This window comes from Nostocoides sp. F2B08 (assembly GCF_009184895.1).
Lineage (GTDB): Bacteria > Actinomycetota > Actinomycetes > Actinomycetales > Dermatophilaceae > F2B08.
The window spans coordinates 180,928-197,330 of record NZ_WESE01000007.1 but is presented as its reverse complement, the minus strand read 5'-3'; the positions used below and the strand labels follow the sequence as shown (position 1 = coordinate 197,330).

At 70.7% G+C, this 16,403-nt stretch carries 14 protein-coding genes; 9 read left to right on the top strand and 5 right to left on the bottom strand.

The window, feature by feature from the left end:
* The first annotated feature begins 30 nt into the window (after positions 1–30).
* The 3 genes from GA707_RS15710 (at position 31) to GA707_RS15700 (ending at position 1,424) form a co-directional block, all read left to right on the top strand.
* Complete coding sequence (locus GA707_RS15710; RefSeq protein ID WP_152179380.1) at positions 31–696, top strand: hypothetical protein; 666 nt, start codon at positions 31–33, stop codon at positions 694–696.
* 75 nt (positions 697–771) lie between these two features.
* Positions 772–1,008 carry a toxin-antitoxin system antitoxin subunit gene (locus GA707_RS15705; protein WP_152179379.1) on the top strand — a complete coding sequence of 79 codons (237 nt, stop codon included), beginning with the start codon at positions 772–774 and terminating at the stop codon, positions 1,006–1,008.
* Entirely contained in the window at positions 1,005–1,424 is a 420-nt protein-coding gene (locus GA707_RS15700) for a type II toxin-antitoxin system VapC family toxin (RefSeq protein WP_061620102.1), read from the top strand. Before GA707_RS15705 ends, GA707_RS15700 begins: the two co-directional genes overlap by 4 nt.
* A 426-nt stretch (positions 1,425–1,850) precedes the next feature.
* Here the strand turns inward: GA707_RS15700 and GA707_RS15695 are convergent, their stop codons facing one another.
* The 3 genes from GA707_RS15695 to GA707_RS15685 all read right to left on the bottom strand — a co-directional run bounded on the left by GA707_RS15695 (position 1,851) and on the right by GA707_RS15685 (position 4,275).
* A complete protein-coding gene (locus GA707_RS15695) occupies positions 1,851–2,369 on the bottom strand; it encodes a hypothetical protein (protein WP_152179378.1) in 519 nt (172 codons plus the stop codon).
* A gap of 257 nt (positions 2,370–2,626) precedes the next feature.
* Positions 2,627–3,469: a peptidoglycan-binding protein gene (locus GA707_RS15690; RefSeq protein WP_152179377.1), complete on the bottom strand. Its 843-nt coding sequence runs from the start codon at positions 3,467–3,469 to the stop codon at positions 2,627–2,629.
* A gap of 125 nt (positions 3,470–3,594) precedes the next feature.
* The gene (locus GA707_RS15685) at positions 3,595–4,275 is read right to left on the bottom strand and encodes a TetR family transcriptional regulator (RefSeq protein ID WP_226963851.1); all 681 of its coding nucleotides are present in this window, start codon (positions 4,273–4,275) and stop codon (positions 3,595–3,597) included.
* A 154-nt stretch (positions 4,276–4,429) separates the two neighbouring features.
* Between GA707_RS15685 and GA707_RS15680 the strand changes: the two genes are divergently transcribed.
* The 3 genes from GA707_RS15680 to GA707_RS15670 all read left to right on the top strand — a co-directional run bounded on the left by GA707_RS15680 (position 4,430) and on the right by GA707_RS15670 (position 8,020).
* The gene (locus tag GA707_RS15680; RefSeq protein WP_152179375.1) at positions 4,430–5,716 is read left to right on the top strand and encodes an acetyl-CoA C-acetyltransferase; all 1,287 of its coding nucleotides are present in this window, start codon (positions 4,430–4,432) and stop codon (positions 5,714–5,716) included.
* Positions 5,717–5,795: 79 nt separating this feature from the next.
* Positions 5,796–7,145: a 3-oxoacyl-ACP reductase gene (locus tag GA707_RS15675; protein ID WP_152179374.1), complete on the top strand. Its 1,350-nt coding sequence runs from the start codon at positions 5,796–5,798 to the stop codon at positions 7,143–7,145.
* Positions 7,142–8,020, top strand: a complete 879-nt coding sequence (locus tag GA707_RS15670; RefSeq protein WP_152179373.1) for a MaoC/PaaZ C-terminal domain-containing protein — start codon at positions 7,142–7,144, stop codon at positions 8,018–8,020. The genes GA707_RS15675 and GA707_RS15670 overlap by 4 nt, the downstream gene beginning before the upstream one ends.
* 6 nt (positions 8,021–8,026) lie before the next feature.
* On the opposite strand, the gene GA707_RS15665 is transcribed toward GA707_RS15670, so the two are convergent.
* Both GA707_RS15665 and GA707_RS15660 read right to left on the bottom strand, forming a co-directional pair.
* A complete protein-coding gene (locus tag GA707_RS15665) occupies positions 8,027–9,742 on the bottom strand; it encodes an amidase (protein WP_152179372.1) in 1,716 nt (571 codons plus the stop codon).
* Positions 9,739–11,658, bottom strand: coding sequence for a S9 family peptidase (locus tag GA707_RS15660; protein ID WP_152179371.1), 1,920 nt, complete (start codon positions 11,656–11,658; stop codon positions 9,739–9,741). The genes GA707_RS15665 and GA707_RS15660 overlap by 4 nt, the downstream gene beginning before the upstream one ends.
* A 196-nt stretch (positions 11,659–11,854) precedes the next feature.
* On the opposite strand from GA707_RS15660, the gene GA707_RS15655 reads away from it, so the two are divergent.
* The 3 genes from GA707_RS15655 to GA707_RS15645 all read left to right on the top strand — a co-directional run bounded on the left by GA707_RS15655 (position 11,855) and on the right by GA707_RS15645 (position 16,313).
* Complete coding sequence (locus GA707_RS15655) at positions 11,855–14,536, top strand: M14 family zinc carboxypeptidase (protein WP_193315368.1); 2,682 nt, start codon at positions 11,855–11,857, stop codon at positions 14,534–14,536.
* Between the two features lie 116 nt (positions 14,537–14,652).
* The gene (locus GA707_RS15650; protein WP_152179369.1) at positions 14,653–15,300 is read left to right on the top strand and encodes a VOC family protein; all 648 of its coding nucleotides are present in this window, start codon (positions 14,653–14,655) and stop codon (positions 15,298–15,300) included.
* On the top strand, positions 15,297–16,313 hold the full coding sequence (locus GA707_RS15645) for a phosphotransferase enzyme family protein (RefSeq protein WP_193315367.1): 1,017 nt from the start codon (positions 15,297–15,299) through the stop codon (positions 16,311–16,313). Before GA707_RS15650 ends, GA707_RS15645 begins: the two co-directional genes overlap by 4 nt.
* Positions 16,314–16,403: the final 90 nt, after the last annotated feature.

Here is a 16,403-nt window from a genome sequence, read left to right as displayed (position 1 = left end):
CGCCGGTACACGAACGCGAGGGAACAGACCATGCCGCGCAACACATTCGAGAGCCTCCTGCCATACAGCGGCGCGGTCGCCGGCCTGTGCTGGATCGGCCAGTCAGCGCTGCAGAGGACCACAACCCGTGACGCGCCAGGAGCAGCCACCACCAGCGTCGTCCGCGACAACCTCGCGACCAACTACGCAAGCGTGGCATGCCTGGTCCTGATGGGCATGAGCCTGCTGATCTTCGCCACGGCCGTGCGCAACCTGCTGCGCTCGGGCGAACCCGGCGAGGCGACCTTCTCGCACATCGCCTATGGCGGCTGGCTCGTGGTCGTGGCCGGCATCTCGCAGATGGTCACCTGGAACTGGGGCCTGATCAACGGCGCCGCGGTCGCCGCGGACGACGCGGCACTAAAGGCCCTGAGCTACGTGCACTTCTTCGGCTGGGCCGGAATGGGCATCGGCCTGGCCACCGCATTCATCGCGACCGGGCTCGGCGGACACCGCGGGGCCCTGCTGCCGAAGTGGTTCACCATCCCCACCATCATTTTCGGCGCCCTCGGCGCCCTCGGCACCGCCGGCATCCCACCCGGCGGCTTCGTCACCTACCTCCTCCTGCCCCTCTGGCTCATCGCCGCATCAATCCTCATGGCCCGACAGCAACGCGCCCACACCACAACAACGCACGCCGTCAACATCACGACCTAACCCACCACGCCGACTTGCGGGGCTGTGACTCGTGGACCACGGAGTGCTAGCATTGCTGTCACTAGGAGGTGAGTGATGAGTACCTTGACGATCAGGCAACTCGATGAACGCACGCATGCCCGGCTCCGGGGGCGAGCGGCGGAACACGGCCGCTCGGTCGAGGCCGAGGTCCGCGCGATCCTCGACGCTGCGGTCAACGTCCCCGAGCACAACTTCCTCCTCTCGCTGCACGCGTCAATGGCGAAGGCAGGGGGCGTCGAGCTCGAGGTTCCGGCTCGGACCGACCAGCCCCGGCCGGTGGACCTGTCGTGATCATCGCTGACACCAACGTGGTGTCCGAGTTCATGCGGGACGACCCCGATCCGGTGGTCATAGCCTGGGCGCGCACCGTCGCGCCGGCTGACCTGAGCATCTGTGTTGTGACCGTGGAGGAGATCGAACGAGGCCTCGGGCTCCTCCCGGCCGGGCGGCGGCGACGAGAACTCGAGGGCCAGTGGCACGACCTGGTGGACACCTTCGCCGACGCCGTTGTGGTCTACGACCTGCCTGCAGCTCAAGAGACCGCCGCGATCCTGGTAGCCGCCCAGGCCGCCGGGCGGCCCATGTCTCTGGCCGACGCTCAGATCGCCGGCATCTGCCGGTCCGGCGGCCATGAACTGGCCACCCGCAATATCGATGACTTCGCCATCGTCTCCGGGCTTGCCCTCATCAACCCATTCCAGCAGTAGCCCTTTGTGGGCGCTGTGACGCTCACCGGAGTAGCCGAGAGCAGTGGGGGAGTACGAAGGGTCTAGTGAACCAATGACCCGTCGAAGATCCTGATCTCCTAGTCCGCTCGTCGCCGCGTGCCGCGCTCAAGGATGAGGAAGACGTCGGATCCTCCCTTGACTCCAAAGGCCAGGGGCGACAGTGCAACGCGTCGATCTCGAACCGCGAGCCCTGATCTCCGTTTCTTGATGTGTGGTCAGGTCGCGGGGAACCGCCGCTGATCGGATGCGGTGTCACGTGCGGGTCAGACGCTGCCTCCGTGTCTTGGTGCTCTGTGGGGCGGCGCTCCTCGCGCCGTGGAGCCGCGGCCGGCCAAGTGACTCGCTCTGGGTCGTCGAGCTCGCACCTGCAGATCCGGCCCCATGGACGCCGGCCCTCCGCCGCGTTCAGCGGGGAGCGACCGCGGAGATCACTATCGCCCCGGTGATGCCGTACACCAGATGGGCGGTCGCGTCCTGCAGGATCACCTTGCGGTCGTACTCCCAGATCGGCTTATAGACCCCGAGCAGGGGAAGGACGACGTACGCGGTACCGAAGGCGACGGAGGCAAGTCCAACACCTCCCGGTATCGGGCCGACGCGGCGTACAAGGGGCGCCGCCAAGCCCCCGGCCACCCCCCACTGCACTCCGGTCGCCCAGTGCATGACGTTCGTCATCGCGCGGGCCGACGACGGAGACGGTTCCCGCCCGAGCACAGCGACACTCAGCTTTCGAGCGACCTGACCGGGAGCCGGGGCGTCGTCGTACGAGGTCGTTCCCGCGGCGGTCTCCCAGTCTGCGAATCCCTGGGTGCCGCCACCGCGGCGGTAGCGGGCGTACCAGACCAGGTCCATCGCCAACGTCCCTGCCGCACCACCCGCGGCGCCGGCGGCCAGCCGCCCTGCCACTGAGGACACCACACCCATTCCGACCTCCCCACATCGTGAACCGTAGCTTCGGACATTACTCCTGAAGCCTCTCCGGCGCTCTCCGTTCGGAGGGCGCAGCGAGACCGTCCGCAGGCGATGTGCCCCTCAGGTCATCAGGGTGGCCCCTCCCGGGTATGCGGGTCTCGGGTCTCCAGCGATTGCCGTCGCGGAACGCAGCGGCGGCGTGTGGAGTGGTCTCCCGTCCTCCTCGAGCCTCCTCAGGGCGGCAGGCCGGCGTTTCACACGGCAGCCGGTCAGTCGAAGATGGGCTGGGTGAGAGCGTGCCAGGTGACCGGTCCGACGACTCCGTCGACAGGTGGAGCGAACATCGACTGGAACTCACGGACGGCCGCCTCGGTCGCGGGGCCGAAGGAGCCGTCGACGGTGAGGCCTCCCGGGAGCAGGGTCTGGAGGGCCTTGACCGCCTCGCCATGGTCACCGGTGCGAACGGTGAGAATCAGGGAAGGCCAGTCCAACTGGCCCAGGGTGGAGCCGATCTCCGTGGTTCGCAAGGTGTGCTGGAACGCCTGGACCGCCGCGCCGCTGGCCGCTCCGAAGTCGCCGTCTGCAACGATCGTCGCGCCTCTCGCGCGCAGGAGGCGCTGGGCGGCGAGCACCCGCCAGTTCGTGGCCTGGGTGGCTCCTTGCTTGACCAACGGCCACGGCCGCGGGCCGGGTGCGAGGGTGCTGAGAAACGACCACGTCTCCGGGCCGGTGATGCCGTCGAGCCCCAGCCCCCACGACCGCTGGAACTGCCTAACCCGGTCCGTGGTGGCCGGCCCGTAGGAACCGTCCACGACCAACGGCTCCAGGCCGGGGGAGGGGATGAGCCCGAACTGCTGGACGGCACGGACGGCGTCACCGGTCGATCCGTCGCGCGTCGTGATGACGAGCGCCGGCCAGGTCTGGGGTCCGACCACACCGTCGGCCGACAGACCTGCGGCGGACTGGAAGGCCGTGACCGCAGCCATCGTCGCCGGCCCGTAGGAACCGTCCGGCGTCACGAGGTGGCCGCGGGCTCGCAGGAGGTACTGGATCCCCGCCACGGCCGGCGAGACCGTTCCCGATCCGGCCGTCTTCCATGGCTTCGTGTTCATGGTGTCCTCCTCTGTGGTCGACCCCGCACCAGCGGAGCTCTCATCACATAAGAGTGCCGCCGGGCTCGGCTGATACGCCAGCGTCGCCCTCGGTCACCGCCGGCTGACGCCCTCCACCTCTCGCATCAGGACCAGGCGCCGGACAGGCCCGACCAGGCGAGGTCGGTGAGGAGATCGGCGAGCTCGGTCCGGTCCAGCCCTGAGTGCGCACCGCCACGGGTGAGCCAGTCGTCCGCTGCGGCCCGGACCATGCCGACCACTCCGTGCGCCCAGACGCGCGAGCGCACCGGCTCGCTGACGCCCGCAGCCAGGGTGGCGTCGAGAAGCGCGCTGATCTGCTCGGCGATGTGAGCGCTGACGGGTGCGCTGGGGTCACCGACGGCGCCCCGCTCGAGCAGGGGAGCGGTGACGACGAACCGGTAGATCTCGGGCTCCTCCTCGACCATTCGCAGGTATGCGTCGATCGCCGCCGCGATGACGGCGCGCCCTCCGTGGTGGGACCCGCTGCGGTCACCCGCAGCCGAGGTGACATCGCGCATGATGTTCGCGTCCACGCGCGCGGAGACCGCGGCGTACAGTCCGGACCGGTCGGTGAAGTGTCTGTAGAAGACCGTCTTGGACGTGCCGGCAACGGCGGCGATGTCGTCCATCCCCACCTTGGCACCGTGGACGCGGATCGCGCGGAGCGTGGCGTCGACGAGCTCCTGCCGCCGGGCTGCGCGGTGCTCGTCCCAGCGCCGGCTGCGCCCGTCGACCGTGGTCACCTGGGCCTCGTCGGCACCCGCGGCGGGTGTGGTCGCGCTCACGTCGACGACGTTAGCAGGTACTGCCGGTACCTGATACCTTCGGAGCAACCACCATCCCTCGCGCGCACGACGTCGCTGCTCCGTGCCCTCACGCGGCCGCGGTCGCCTTCTCGCGCCGACGCACCGATTGTGCACGTGACCTAAGGAGACCGACGTGACCACCACCGTCCGCAAGGTCGCCGTCATCGGCGGCAACCGCATACCGTTTGCACGACAGGGAGGGGCCTATGCCAAGGCGTCCAACCAGGACATGCTCACCGCTGCCCTCGAGGGCCTGATCGCTCGGTACGGCCTGGCGGGTGAGCGGCTCGGGGAGGTGGCCGCCGGTGCGGTCGTCAAGCACAGCCGCGATTTCAACCTCACCCGCGAGACCGTGCTCGGCTCCTCGCTCGACCACGCGACCCCGGCCTGCGACCTGCAGCAGGCGTGCGGGACCGGGCTTCAAGCGGCGATCTACATCGCCAACAAGGTCGCCCTCGGCCAGATCGACGTCGGCGTCGCCGGGGGAGTGGACACCTCCTCCGACGCGCCCCTCGTGCTGAGCGAACGGCTGCGCAAGTCGATCCTCGCCGCGAGCTTCGCCAAGACCCCCGCGACCCGGGCCAAGGCCCTGGCCGGCATCCGCCCGTCCGACCTCGTGCCGGCGCAGCCGCAGAACAGCGAGCCGCGGACGGGGCTGTCGATGGGTGAGCACATGGCCATCACCGCGCAGACCTGGGGCATCAGCCGCGAGGAGCAGGACGAGCTGGCCCTCGCGAGCCACCAGAACCTCGCTCGCGCCTACGACGAGGGCTTCTTCGACGACCTCATGACCGGCTTCCTCGGCCTCGGCAAGGACCAGAACCTGCGCCCCGAGTCCTCCATCGACAAGCTCGGCGCGCTCAAGCCGGTGTTCGGCAAGGGTGAGGGCGCCACGCTGACCGCCGGCAACTCGACGCCTCTGACGGACGGCGCCTCCACGGTGCTCCTCGGCACCGAGGAGTGGGCGGCCGAGCGCGGCCTCGCCCCCCAGGCCTGGTTCGTCGACGGCGAGACGGCGGCGGTCGACTACGTCCACGGAGACGAGGGACTGCTCATGGCGCCCGCCTACGCGGTGCCCCGCCTGCTCGCTCGCAACGGGCTGACCCTTCAGGACTTCGACTACTACGAGATCCACGAGGCCTTTGCCGCGACGGTCCTCTCGACCCTCAAGGCCTGGGAGGACCCGGACTTCTGCCGCGACCGCCTCGGTCTCGACGCCCCGCTGGGCTCCATCGACCGCAGCCGGCTCAACGTACACGGCTCATCGCTGGCGGCTGGCCACCCGTTCGCCGCGACCGGCGGCCGCATCGTCGCGACGCTCGCCAAGACACTCCACGCCCAGGGGCCTGGGAGCCGAGGACTCGTGTCAATCTGCGCTGCCGGTGGTCAAGGCGTCGTCGCCATCCTCGAAGGCGCCTGAGCCAGACCTACCTGAGCCAGACCTGCGTGAGCGGAACCGCCGGGTCTTCACGCACAGCACACCAACGGAAGAGAACCTGATGTCCGACACCTACAGCTCCCTCGTCAACTCGCCGATCGGCGCCCGTATCGCCGGCGCCCTCGGACTGCCCAAGCCCACCGAGCTGCGGCGCTACGAGCCCGGCGCGCCGATCGTTCCCGGGCCGGTTCTGCTGGGCGGCCACGGCGCCGCGCCGCTCGCCGTCAAGATCGGCGCCGTCCTCTCGACGCACAACGTGCAGGTCCTCTCCGACCCCGGTCAGCACCGGCTCGGCGCCGTCATCCTCGACCTGTCCGAGGTGCGCACACCCGCCGACCTCGAGTCCGCGCGGGCCGTCCTCGCGCCGGGCCTGAAGGCGCTCGGCAAGCATGGCCGGGTCATCGTGCTCGGCCGCCCGCCGTTCGACGGGCACAAGGACCCCGCTCTGGGCGCGGTCCGCCGCGCCCTCGAGGGCATCACGCGCTCGGTGGGCAAGGAGCTGCGCGGCGGCGGCACCGCCAACCTCGTCCTCGTCTCCGACGGTGCGGACGGCGCCATCGAGTCGACGATCCGCTTTCTGCTCTCGGGACGCAGCGCATACGTCTCCGGGCAGGTCTTCACCGTCGGCGCCACCGGCGCCACGGCTGCACCCGTCCCCGACTCCTGGGACCGGCCCCTGGAGGGCAAGGTCGCGGTCGTCACCGGAGCGGCCCGGGGTATCGGCGCCGCGATCGCGGACGTCATGGCGCGGGACGGCGCCAAGGTCGTCTGCGTCGACGTCCCGTCGGCCGGCGACGCACTCGCGAAGGTCGCCAACCGGATCGGCGGCACGGCCCTGCAGCTCGATGTGACGGCCGAGGACGCCGGCGCCCGGATCGTCGAGCACTGCGCACGCTTCGGCGGCATCGACATCGTCGTCCACAACGCCGGCATCACCCGCGACAAGCTCCTCGTCAACACCGACGAGGACCGCTGGCGCTCGGTCCTCGACGTCAACCTCCTCTCCATCCTGCGGATGAACGAGGCCCTGCTCGGGGAGGGCGGCGTGCGCGACGGCGGGCACATCGTCCTCGTCTCCTCCACCTCCGGGATCGCCGGCAACCGTGGTCAGGCGAACTATGCCGCGTCCAAGGCCGGCATCATCGGCGTCGTCGAGACGATGGCGCACGAGGAGGACCTCGCCGCGCGGAGGATCACCGTCAACGCGGTCGCGCCGGGGTTCATCGAGACGGAGATGACGGCCCGGATGCCGGTGGCGACCCGCGAGCTGGGACGCAGGGTCAACTCGCTGTCCCAGGGCGGGCTGCCCATCGACGTGGCCGAGACGATCGCCTACTTCGCCCAGGACGCCAGCGCCGCGGTGAACGGCAACGTGGTCCGGGTCTGCGGCCAGGGGTGGCTCGGAGCATGAGCGCCACCTCCGCGCAGGCGGTCGAGACCCTCGCCGCGCCACCCTCGCTGGCGGCTACCTTCCTCAAGGCCGTGCTCACCGCTCGCGGCCGCTCCGGAGAGGGTCCCCTGCCCGAGACCGTCCTCGAGCTCTCGGACCTGGCTGTCGACCGGGACGACCTCGCCGACTACCAGGGGGTCTGCGGCATGCCGGTGGGCGACACATTGCCGCACACCTATCCGCACGTCCTCGGCTTCCCGCTCCAGGCGGAGCTGATGGCCCGGCGCGGGTTCCCGCTGCCCCTCGCCGGCCTGGTCCACCTCGAGAACGTCATCACCGTCCGCCAGCGGCTCACCGCCGACGACCCGCTGACGATCGCGGTCCACGCCGAGGACCTCCGACCGCACCCGAAGGGCACCGTCGTCGACCTGGTCACGGAGGCGCACTGCGACGGTGAGCCGGTCTGGCACGGGCGCTCGACCTACCTCTCCCGCGGCCGCTCGACACCGGACGCCGAGCCGGGCACTGCTGCTCCGGCCATGCCACAGGGGCCGCCCGCTTCCCGATGGCGTCTGCCGGGTGACCTCGGCCGCACGTACGCCGGTGTGAGCGGCGACGTCAATCCCATCCACCTGTACCCGCTCACCGCCAAAGCCATGGGGTTCCCCCGTGCGATCGCGCACGGCATGTGGACCTACGCGCGCACGATGGCCGCCCTGGGGCCCGCTGCGGACGGCCCGTCGACCTCGCACGTGTGGTTCCGCAAGCCCGTGCTCCTGCCGGGCTCCGTCGAGCTCGTCGTCGACAGGGGCGACGACGGGTCGCGCACCGCAGGGCTCCGATCGGCGCGCAACCCCGAGACCGAGCACCTCGTCCTCACCCTCGAGGTCGGCTGAGGCGCCTCAGCGCAGAGGTGGGGTCCTCGGAGGCGCAGTGCGACGGGGCCGCAGCGCCTCGACGGCCGCGGCCAGGCGTAGCAGGGCCGCGTCGTCGTAGGCCCGCCCTGCGACGGTGAGGCCGGCCGGCATTCCGGTGTCGGCCATCGTGCCCATCGGCACCGTCACCGTGGGGATGCCGAGGTGTCGGATCGCGAGGTTGCCGTTGGCCACCCACACTCCGTTGCGCCAGGCGAGCCGAGCCGAGTCCATCTCGACGTCGGCGTCGGCGGGCGCCACGTCGGCGACGGCGGGGAAGACGACGGCATCGAGCCCCAGCCCGTCCATCCACCCCTCGACGTCGACCGTGCGAGTCCGCTCGAGGCCGCGCAGGCCGTCGGCGAGCTCGGGCAGGTCGTCCCAGCTCCAGCCCGGATGGTCGCGAACCCACCCCGGATAGCTCGAGATGTCGTCGCCGGCGCCGCTGGCGAAGCCGGTGACTGCCCCGTTCGGCACAGGGCAGATGAGACTCCCGTCGACGCCGGCGAGCGTGCTGAGTGCAGGGTCACCGTTGGCGGCCAGGAAGTCCTCCCAGGCCCAGGCGGACAGCGAGAGGAGCTCCTCGTCGAGGAAAGCCGGCGGCACCAGGCCGCGGGACCGGATCGTGGGTGCACCGGCCCGGTCGCCCTCGTAGTTGCTGACCGCCGGGAAGTCGACCTCGACGACCCGCGCTCCCGCCTCCTCGAGGTCACGCCGCATGGCCTGCCACAGCTCCAGCACGGACGGCCGGGTCTCGATGCGCCGGCCGGTCGGTCCGCCGATCCCCACGCCGGTGCCGGCGTCCGGGTCCGCGCCGATGTACATCCGGGGCACGCCGAGGCGGCGCCCGGCCAGCCGACGCACCGCGGTGGGCCGGTCGGGGCAGGCGAGCACCGCATACGACTCGGGGCGGATCCGCGAGGCGCGGGGGAGCGGCACCCACTGCTGGGTCCGCCACAGGTCGCCGCGGGTGTCTGGGTCGTCGGCGACGACGACGTCGAGCACCTCGAGGAGGTCCGTCATCGTGCGGGTGTGGGGGACGACGACGTCCATGGTGGGCACGAGCGGCCAGTTGCCCCGCACCGAGATCAGGCCACGGGAGGGGGTGTATGCACAGAGCGCGTTGTGCGAGGCCGGCCCCCGACCGCTGGACCAGGTCTCCTCGCCGAGGCCGAACACCGCGAAGGACGCAGCCGTCGCCGTGCCCGAACCGTTGGACGACCCCGAGACGAACGGAGCGGTGAGGTAGGCGGGGGTGTATGGACTCTCGGCCCGTCCGTACAGGCCTCGCTGCATGCCGCCGTTGGCCATCGGCGGCATGTTCGTCAGGCCGAGGCAGATGGCGCCGGCCGCCCGGAGTCGCCCGACGGCGAACGCATCACGCTGGGCGACCAGACCTGCGAAGGCCGGGCTGCCCGCAGCCGCCGTCAGGCCCCGCATGAGGAAGCTGTCCTTGGCCGTGAAGGGTATGCCGTCGAGCGGGCCACGCACGTGGCCGGCGCCGCGGCGCTCGTCCGCCGCCCGAGCCTCCTCGATCGCGTCCGGGTTGTCGACCACCACGGCGTTCAGTGCCGTCGGCGTCCCCGGCCGGTCGTAGGCCTCGATCCTGGCCAGGTGCGCCCGCACGATCTCCACGCACGTCGCGCGGCCCGACTCCAAGGCACTGCGCAGCCCGGCGATGGTCGCTTCGACGACGTCGATCACCCTTGGTCGGACCCCGGCGCGTCGGCAGTGAGCCCGAAAGCGTGCAGGTAGTGCGCGAGCTCACGCTCGAGGCAGTCGACCATCGCCTCGGCGGAGCGGAAGCCGTGCCCCTCGCCCGGGTAGACGACGAGCTCGACGTCCTTGCCGGCCGCCGTCATCGCATCGGCCATCTGCTGCGCCTGGCTCAACGGGACCACGATGTCGTCGGCTCCCTGGAGCAGGAGGAGCTCACCGTGCAGGGACTCGACGTGGTGCAGGGGCGAGCGCTCCGCATACACCTCCCGACCCTCCGGCCACGGTGCGACCAGGCCGAACGTGTATCGGGACTCGAACTTGTGGTCGTCGACGAGCAGGCCGGTGAGGTCGCTGATGCCGAAGTAGCTCGTGCCGGCGCTGAACAGGGTGCAGGTCGTGAGGGCGCGCAGGACCGTGTAGCCGCCCGCTGAGCCGCCGTGGATGGCGAGCCGGTCGCCGTCGACGATCCCGGCCTCGGCCAGTGAGGCCGCCCCGGTGATGCAGTCGTCGATGTCGACGACACCCCACTGACCGCGCAGCCGCTCCCGGTAGGCCCGGCCATACCCGGTGCTGCCGCCGTGGTTGACGTCGAGGACCGCGAACCCTCGGGTCGTCCAGAACTGGGTCTGCGAGGAGTAGGCCGCCTCGGCCCTGCTCGTGGGACCGCCGTGCACGCTGACCAGGAGCGGCGGCAGCTCGCCGTCCGGTGCGCGGTAATCCGGGGTGCGGGGTCGGTAGAGCAGGCCGTGCGCCTCCTCACCGGAGGAGTTGGTCCAGGTCCACGGCTCCGGAACGGAGACCAGCTCGGGGTCAGGCTCGTCCTCGGCCGACCGGCCGATGACCGTGCGGGGACCGTCGATAGGCCCGCGCACCACCTCCGGAAGGCGGTCGGGGAGCAGCCGTCGGTAGGCGAGGTCGTCACCCGCCGCCTGGAGGTGTTCGAACATAGAGCCCTCGTCCTCGATCGCGGTCAGCCGCCCCGTCGCGGGATCGAGTAGCCCGAGTCGGGCGATCTCGTCGACCCAGTGCCTGACGAGGACGCAACCATCGGGCCGCAGCGCGTAGTCGACCATGCCGAGCACCCACTGGGGCTGGGCGATGTCCGCCTCCAGGCTGTGGAGCGGCCGTGTCATGGTGCCGTCGCGGCGGTGGAGGTTCCAGTACCCGCCCTCGTCGGAGACGAAGAAGAGGGTGCCATCGCCGGCGAACTGCGGCTGCGCGACTGAGATCCCCTCGCCGCCCGCCAGTGCTCTGACGTGCTCGAGGCCGTCATGGGTGACCTCGGCGACCATGAGAGTCGTCGAGTCCCAGGGCATGTTCGGGTGGTCCCAGGCGATCCAGGCGATCTCGGTGCCGTCGGGGGAGACCGCCGGCCGCGAGACGAAGTCGGTGCCGCTGGCGAGGACCTGCCCGCAGTCGTCGTTCGGCCCGTCGACGGTGAGCCGGACGAGCTCGTTGACCGGTTCGCCCTCCCTGCGATGGTCCTCTCTCACTCCGTAGACATGGTGGTCGTGCAGCACGAGCCCTCCGTACCGCACAGCGACATCCGGGGTGATCGGGCTCGGCTCGAGGGGTGTGGCGCGCTCGTGCGTGCTGACGCGGAACAGCCTGCCGGAGGAGAAGTCGGAGAAGACCAGCACGCCGTCGCCGACCGCGTAGGCGCCGCCGCCGTACTCGTGGACCCGAGAGCGCACGTTCCACGGGGGTGCGAGGACGTCGTGGCGCTCGCCGGTGCGTGAGTCATGCCGGACCAGCGCCGAACGCCCTCCCTCCCACGGTCGCGACTCGAGCCACCACGTGTGGGGCCCGTCGATCCGCACCTCGTCGATCCGAACCTGTCCCTCGGTGAGGGAGGCCGGGGTGATCGGCGAGGGCCAGGTTCCGTAGGAAGCGGTGCGCATGGCATCACCTTCGCATGTCGGTCCGCCGAAAGTGTGCGGGACAAGGCAGCTCAGGGGAGGACGCGGATCGTTCAGTGTCCGGAACTATCTCGGTCGGGATCCGCCCCGCCATGGGGTGATGGCTGCTAGGTTTCGGCCACCATCATCAGGCGGAGTCGGGTCGGACTCTCATCCCGGCTCCACATCAGGAGGTCCCATGCAGTCACGTCATGCCTCCCGCTGGTTCGCGACGACCGCCGCCGCCCTCGCGGCGGCGCTCATCATGTCGCCGACAGCGGTCTCCGAACCGGCGCCAGGCGAACCACCGGGCGGACCGCCCGAGACCAGCCAGGGCCGCGGGCCGGAGCTCAACATCAACGCCGCCGAGCGCCGGGAGGCCCGCGGCCCACGCCCCGAGGTCCCACTCGTCTCGGGGCTCGACATGCCCTCGTCGTATCCGTTCCAGCCGACGCTCGAGGTCTTTCCCGAGGACGAGACCGACCGGTCCTACGTCGCGGACCTCATCGGGTATGCCGACATCGCTCCCCGGCTCAACGAGCTGATGGCCGAGAGCGACCGGGTCTCGGTCCAGCTGGTCGGCGAGTCGACCCTCGGCAAGGACCTCTACCTCATCACCGTCACCGCCCCGGAGACGGCAGCCGAGACGCGACGCCAGACCGCCTGGCGCGAGATGATCCAGACCGAGCCGGCCAAGGCCTCCCGCGATGCCCGCCTGAAGGCGGGGTACAAGAAGCCGATCTGGTTCTCCGCGAACATCCACGGCAATGAGTGGGAGGGGACCGACGCCTCGCTGAACTACATCGAGGACCTCGTCTCGGCACCCTGGTCCGAGGTGAGCGACCTGCTGACCACACACCGCCTGTACTTCTCCGTCAGCCTCAACCCCGACGGTCGTGTCCTTGGCACCCGGGCCACCTCGCTCGGGTTCGACGCGAACCGCGACATGATCACCAACGTCAACCCCGAGGCGGCGTCCTTCGTCCGCAGCACGCAGTCGATCCTGCCGCTGTACCAGGCGGACCTCCACGGGTACACGGGAATCCTCCAGGTGGAGCCCTGCGGTCCTCCGCACGGTGAGAACTACGAGTACGACCTCTTCATCCCGCACGCCTACGCAGCCGCCCTGCAGGTCGAGGAGGACGTCGTGGCGGCCGCCATCCCGGACAACCCGCTGTCGTCGGCCGGGGGCATCCGCATCCCGTACCGCGACACCCCCACCGGGTGGGACGACTACCCGCCGATCTTCACGGCGCAGTACGCCGCGTACTACGGCGCCCTCGCCAACACCGTCGAGCTGCCGCTGCGGCGGGTCAACGTCCAGGGCGTCGGCAGCGTCCAGACACCGGAGCGTGCCGCCGTCAACACGGCCGTCGCCGAGCAGACGATCCGGAGCATCGTCGACTACGTCTCGGAGAACAGCGACGACATCCTCGCGAACCAGATCGAGTTCTTCCGTCGCGGGGTCGAGGGCAAGCCCAAGTCCTCGCTGACGCTCGAGACCATCGCCTCGGTGCCGGGCCCGGAGCAGTGGAAGCCGCTGTGGGACGTCGCCGACAACCAGGACCCGGTCACCCTGCCGCGTGCGTATGTCATCCCGGTGGGTGACGGTCAGCGGTCGGTCAGCGACGCCACCCGGCTCGTCGAGCAGCTGCTGTTCCATGACATCGAGGTGCGCACGCTCAACCGCGACACCCGAGTCGGGGACACGACATACCCGCGCGGCTCCTACGTCGTCGACATGCACCAGGCCAAGCGGGCGCTGGCGAACACCCTGCTCGATCTCGGCACGGACATCTCGGACAAGGTTCCCCTGATGTACGACATCTCGGCCTGGTCGTACTCCTACCTGTGGGGAGCGACGGTGGACAAGGTGGGCCTGACGACGGACGCGCCGATCAACGGCACCAAGCTGGTCAGCGCGCCGACGCGGCAGGCGGCCATCCCGGCCCGCGCCCAGTACGTCACCTTCGATGTCGCCGGAGTCGAGGACTTCCGGGCCCTGAACCGCCTGCTCGACGAGGACGCCATGGTGTGGCTCCTGGACAGCGGGGAAGCGGTCGTCGCGCCGCAGTCGCACAGGCTCGCGATCGATGTCGCGCTCGACCTCGACATCGCCTTCCGCAGCTCGTCGACCGCGCAGGCCGCGGCGGTCCAGGGCGGGGAAGCGAAGCTTCTCGAGGACATCCGCCTCGGATACACCGGCAACCAGGACGATCGCGAGTCCCTCGCCCAACTGGGGTTCACGGATGCGACTCCGCTCTCGACCTCGATCATCACGGCGGACCCGAGCGTCCTGGACGACCTCGACGTCCTGTGGCTCGGCGGCGGATTGAGCTTCGGCTCCTCCCAGTCCGCCGGTCGCGATGCGGTCGAGGAATGGGTCGGCGAAGGCAACTCGATCATCGGGCGCGGCTCCAGCGCCCTGACCGCTGCCAGGTCTTTCGGGCTGCTCACGGCGACCGCCAGATCCGGGAACGGCGACGGCAACGGCATCGTGGCTGTCGACACCCCGGCCGACTCGGTCTTCGCGGCGCACCCGCAGGACTCGGCGTTCGTCTACCCGGCGGTCTCGTTCGTCGACCTCGGCGAGGGGACGAAGGTCGAGCAGTCCTACGCTGCCGGCAACCCGCTGCTCGCCGGGCACTGGCGGGCGACCAACTCGACCAACGGTCCGCTTGAGGCCGGTGGGAACGCGTCGGTCATCTCCGCGGAATCCGCCAACGGGGCCAGGGCGCTGGTCTTCGGCACCTCGGTGTTCTTCCGGACGCACCCGAAGGGCGGCCTGAGCCAGGCGGCCACCGCCATCTTCTGGGCAGCCCCGGATGCCGCCGCGGGATCCGCGTCCACGAGCTCGGAGCTCGCGGAGGCGACGCCGTAGGCCGGACGGCAGCCACCTGACGGGGCGGCGTCGACGGGAGACCGTCGGCGCCGCCCCTCCCACGTTCGAGGACCGCTCCGAAGACCGGACCGGCCCACCGGTTCTACAGTGGCGAGATGAGCCAGAGCCTGACCCGCGCACAGGCCCAGGAGGGCGCGCCCCAGTGGCGGCTCCTCCTCGGGCGCCTGATGCTCTCGGTGGCCTTCCCCGACTTCGCCTCGGCGCTGCGCTTCGTCGACGCCGTCGGCGCGGTCGCCGAGGAGCAGCAGCACCATCCCGACATCGACCTGCGCTGGGGACGAGTCGTCCTTGCGGTCGCGAGCCACGACGTGGGGGGCCTCACCGACCGCGACCTTCGCTTCGCGGCCGCGGTGACACCACTCGTCGCCGACCACGGGGGCACGGTCGAGCACCCGCGGCTCACCGAGCTCGAGATCGCGGTCGACACCATGGACGCTGCCCGGATCATCCCGTTCTGGGCTGCCGTCCTCGGGTTCGTCCCCGACGGGGAGGATGCGGCCTCGGACCCCGAGGGCCGGCTCCCGTCACTGTGGTTCCAGCGGCTCGACGAGCCGCGCGAGCAGCGCAACCGGATCCACCTGGACGTCACCGTGTCGCACGACGAGGCGGAGGCGCGGGTCGAGGCCGCGCTCGCGGGAGGGGGCACCCTTGTCTCGGACGCTGACGCGCCACGGTTCTGGGTGCTCGCTGACGCCGACGGCAACGAGGCCTGCGTGTGCACCTGGCAGGGCCGCGACGGGTGAGGCGCACCCCGGAGGAGGGGTATGCGTCGCTCGCCTCGGGCGAGCAGGTCGACCTCTTGCGTGAGGTGGCCCGAACGGGCGCGGGCCACTTCGGGCTCGAGGTCCGCGGGATCGAACTGGTCCGGCACGAGTTCAACACCACGTTCCGGGTGGACGGCTCGGACGGTCACCGGTTCGCGGTCCGGGTCAACACGAACTCGTTCAGCTCGCCGGAGCACATCCGCGCACAGCACGCCTGGATGCGGGCGCTGGCGGCCGAGACCTCACTGCGACTTCCGGTTCCGCTGCGAACGGTCGCAGGAGCGGACCACACGATGGTGCCGACCCGACACGGGGAGTTCGTGGTCGTGGCGGCGAGCTGGCTCGACGGCGAGGACGTAGGGGAGTGCGACCCGATCCAGGCTCGCGCGATGGGACGGGCGATGGCGGCCATGCACGCCCATGCCGAACGCTGGGCTCTTCCCCCAGGAGGCCGGTTGTCGAGCTTCACGGACCCGTTCTTCGGGGACGACGACCGGCTCAGCCACGCGTTTCCTGCGGACTCCAGGGAGGCCGACCTGGTCCGGTGGTCCCTGCGCCGGTGCCGAGACGCGATCCTGACCGCCGAGCGGGACTGCCCACCCGTCGTCGTCCACGGCGACCTGCACGGTGGCAACCTCAAGTGGCACCGGGATGAGCTGGCCGTCTTCGACTTCGACGACTGCGGCATCGCCAGCCCGGCCCTCGACCTGGCCATCGCGACCTTCTACCTGCGCGGTTCCGCTCCTCGGGTGGAGGAGCGGCTTCGAGGGGGGTACGGCGACGTCCGGTCGCTCCCAGACGTCGCCCCTGCAGTGTTCGAGGCACTGGTCGCCTCGCGTCAGCTCCTCCTCGCCAACGACCTCCTCCTAAGCACCACCGAGCACCTCCGGGCGCAGGCGCGCGGCTATCTCGACCGCACGGTCGACCGGCTTGGGCACTGGCGGGAGACAGGGCACTTCAGCCTGACCCCCGGGACCGACCGCGGCCGATAACGGGTTCGGCACCCCGGCCCCGGGTGACTACGCTGGGGGCCGGTGTGCGCCGCATACCGTCATGTCGCCCGACGCGAGGAGAACCGCACC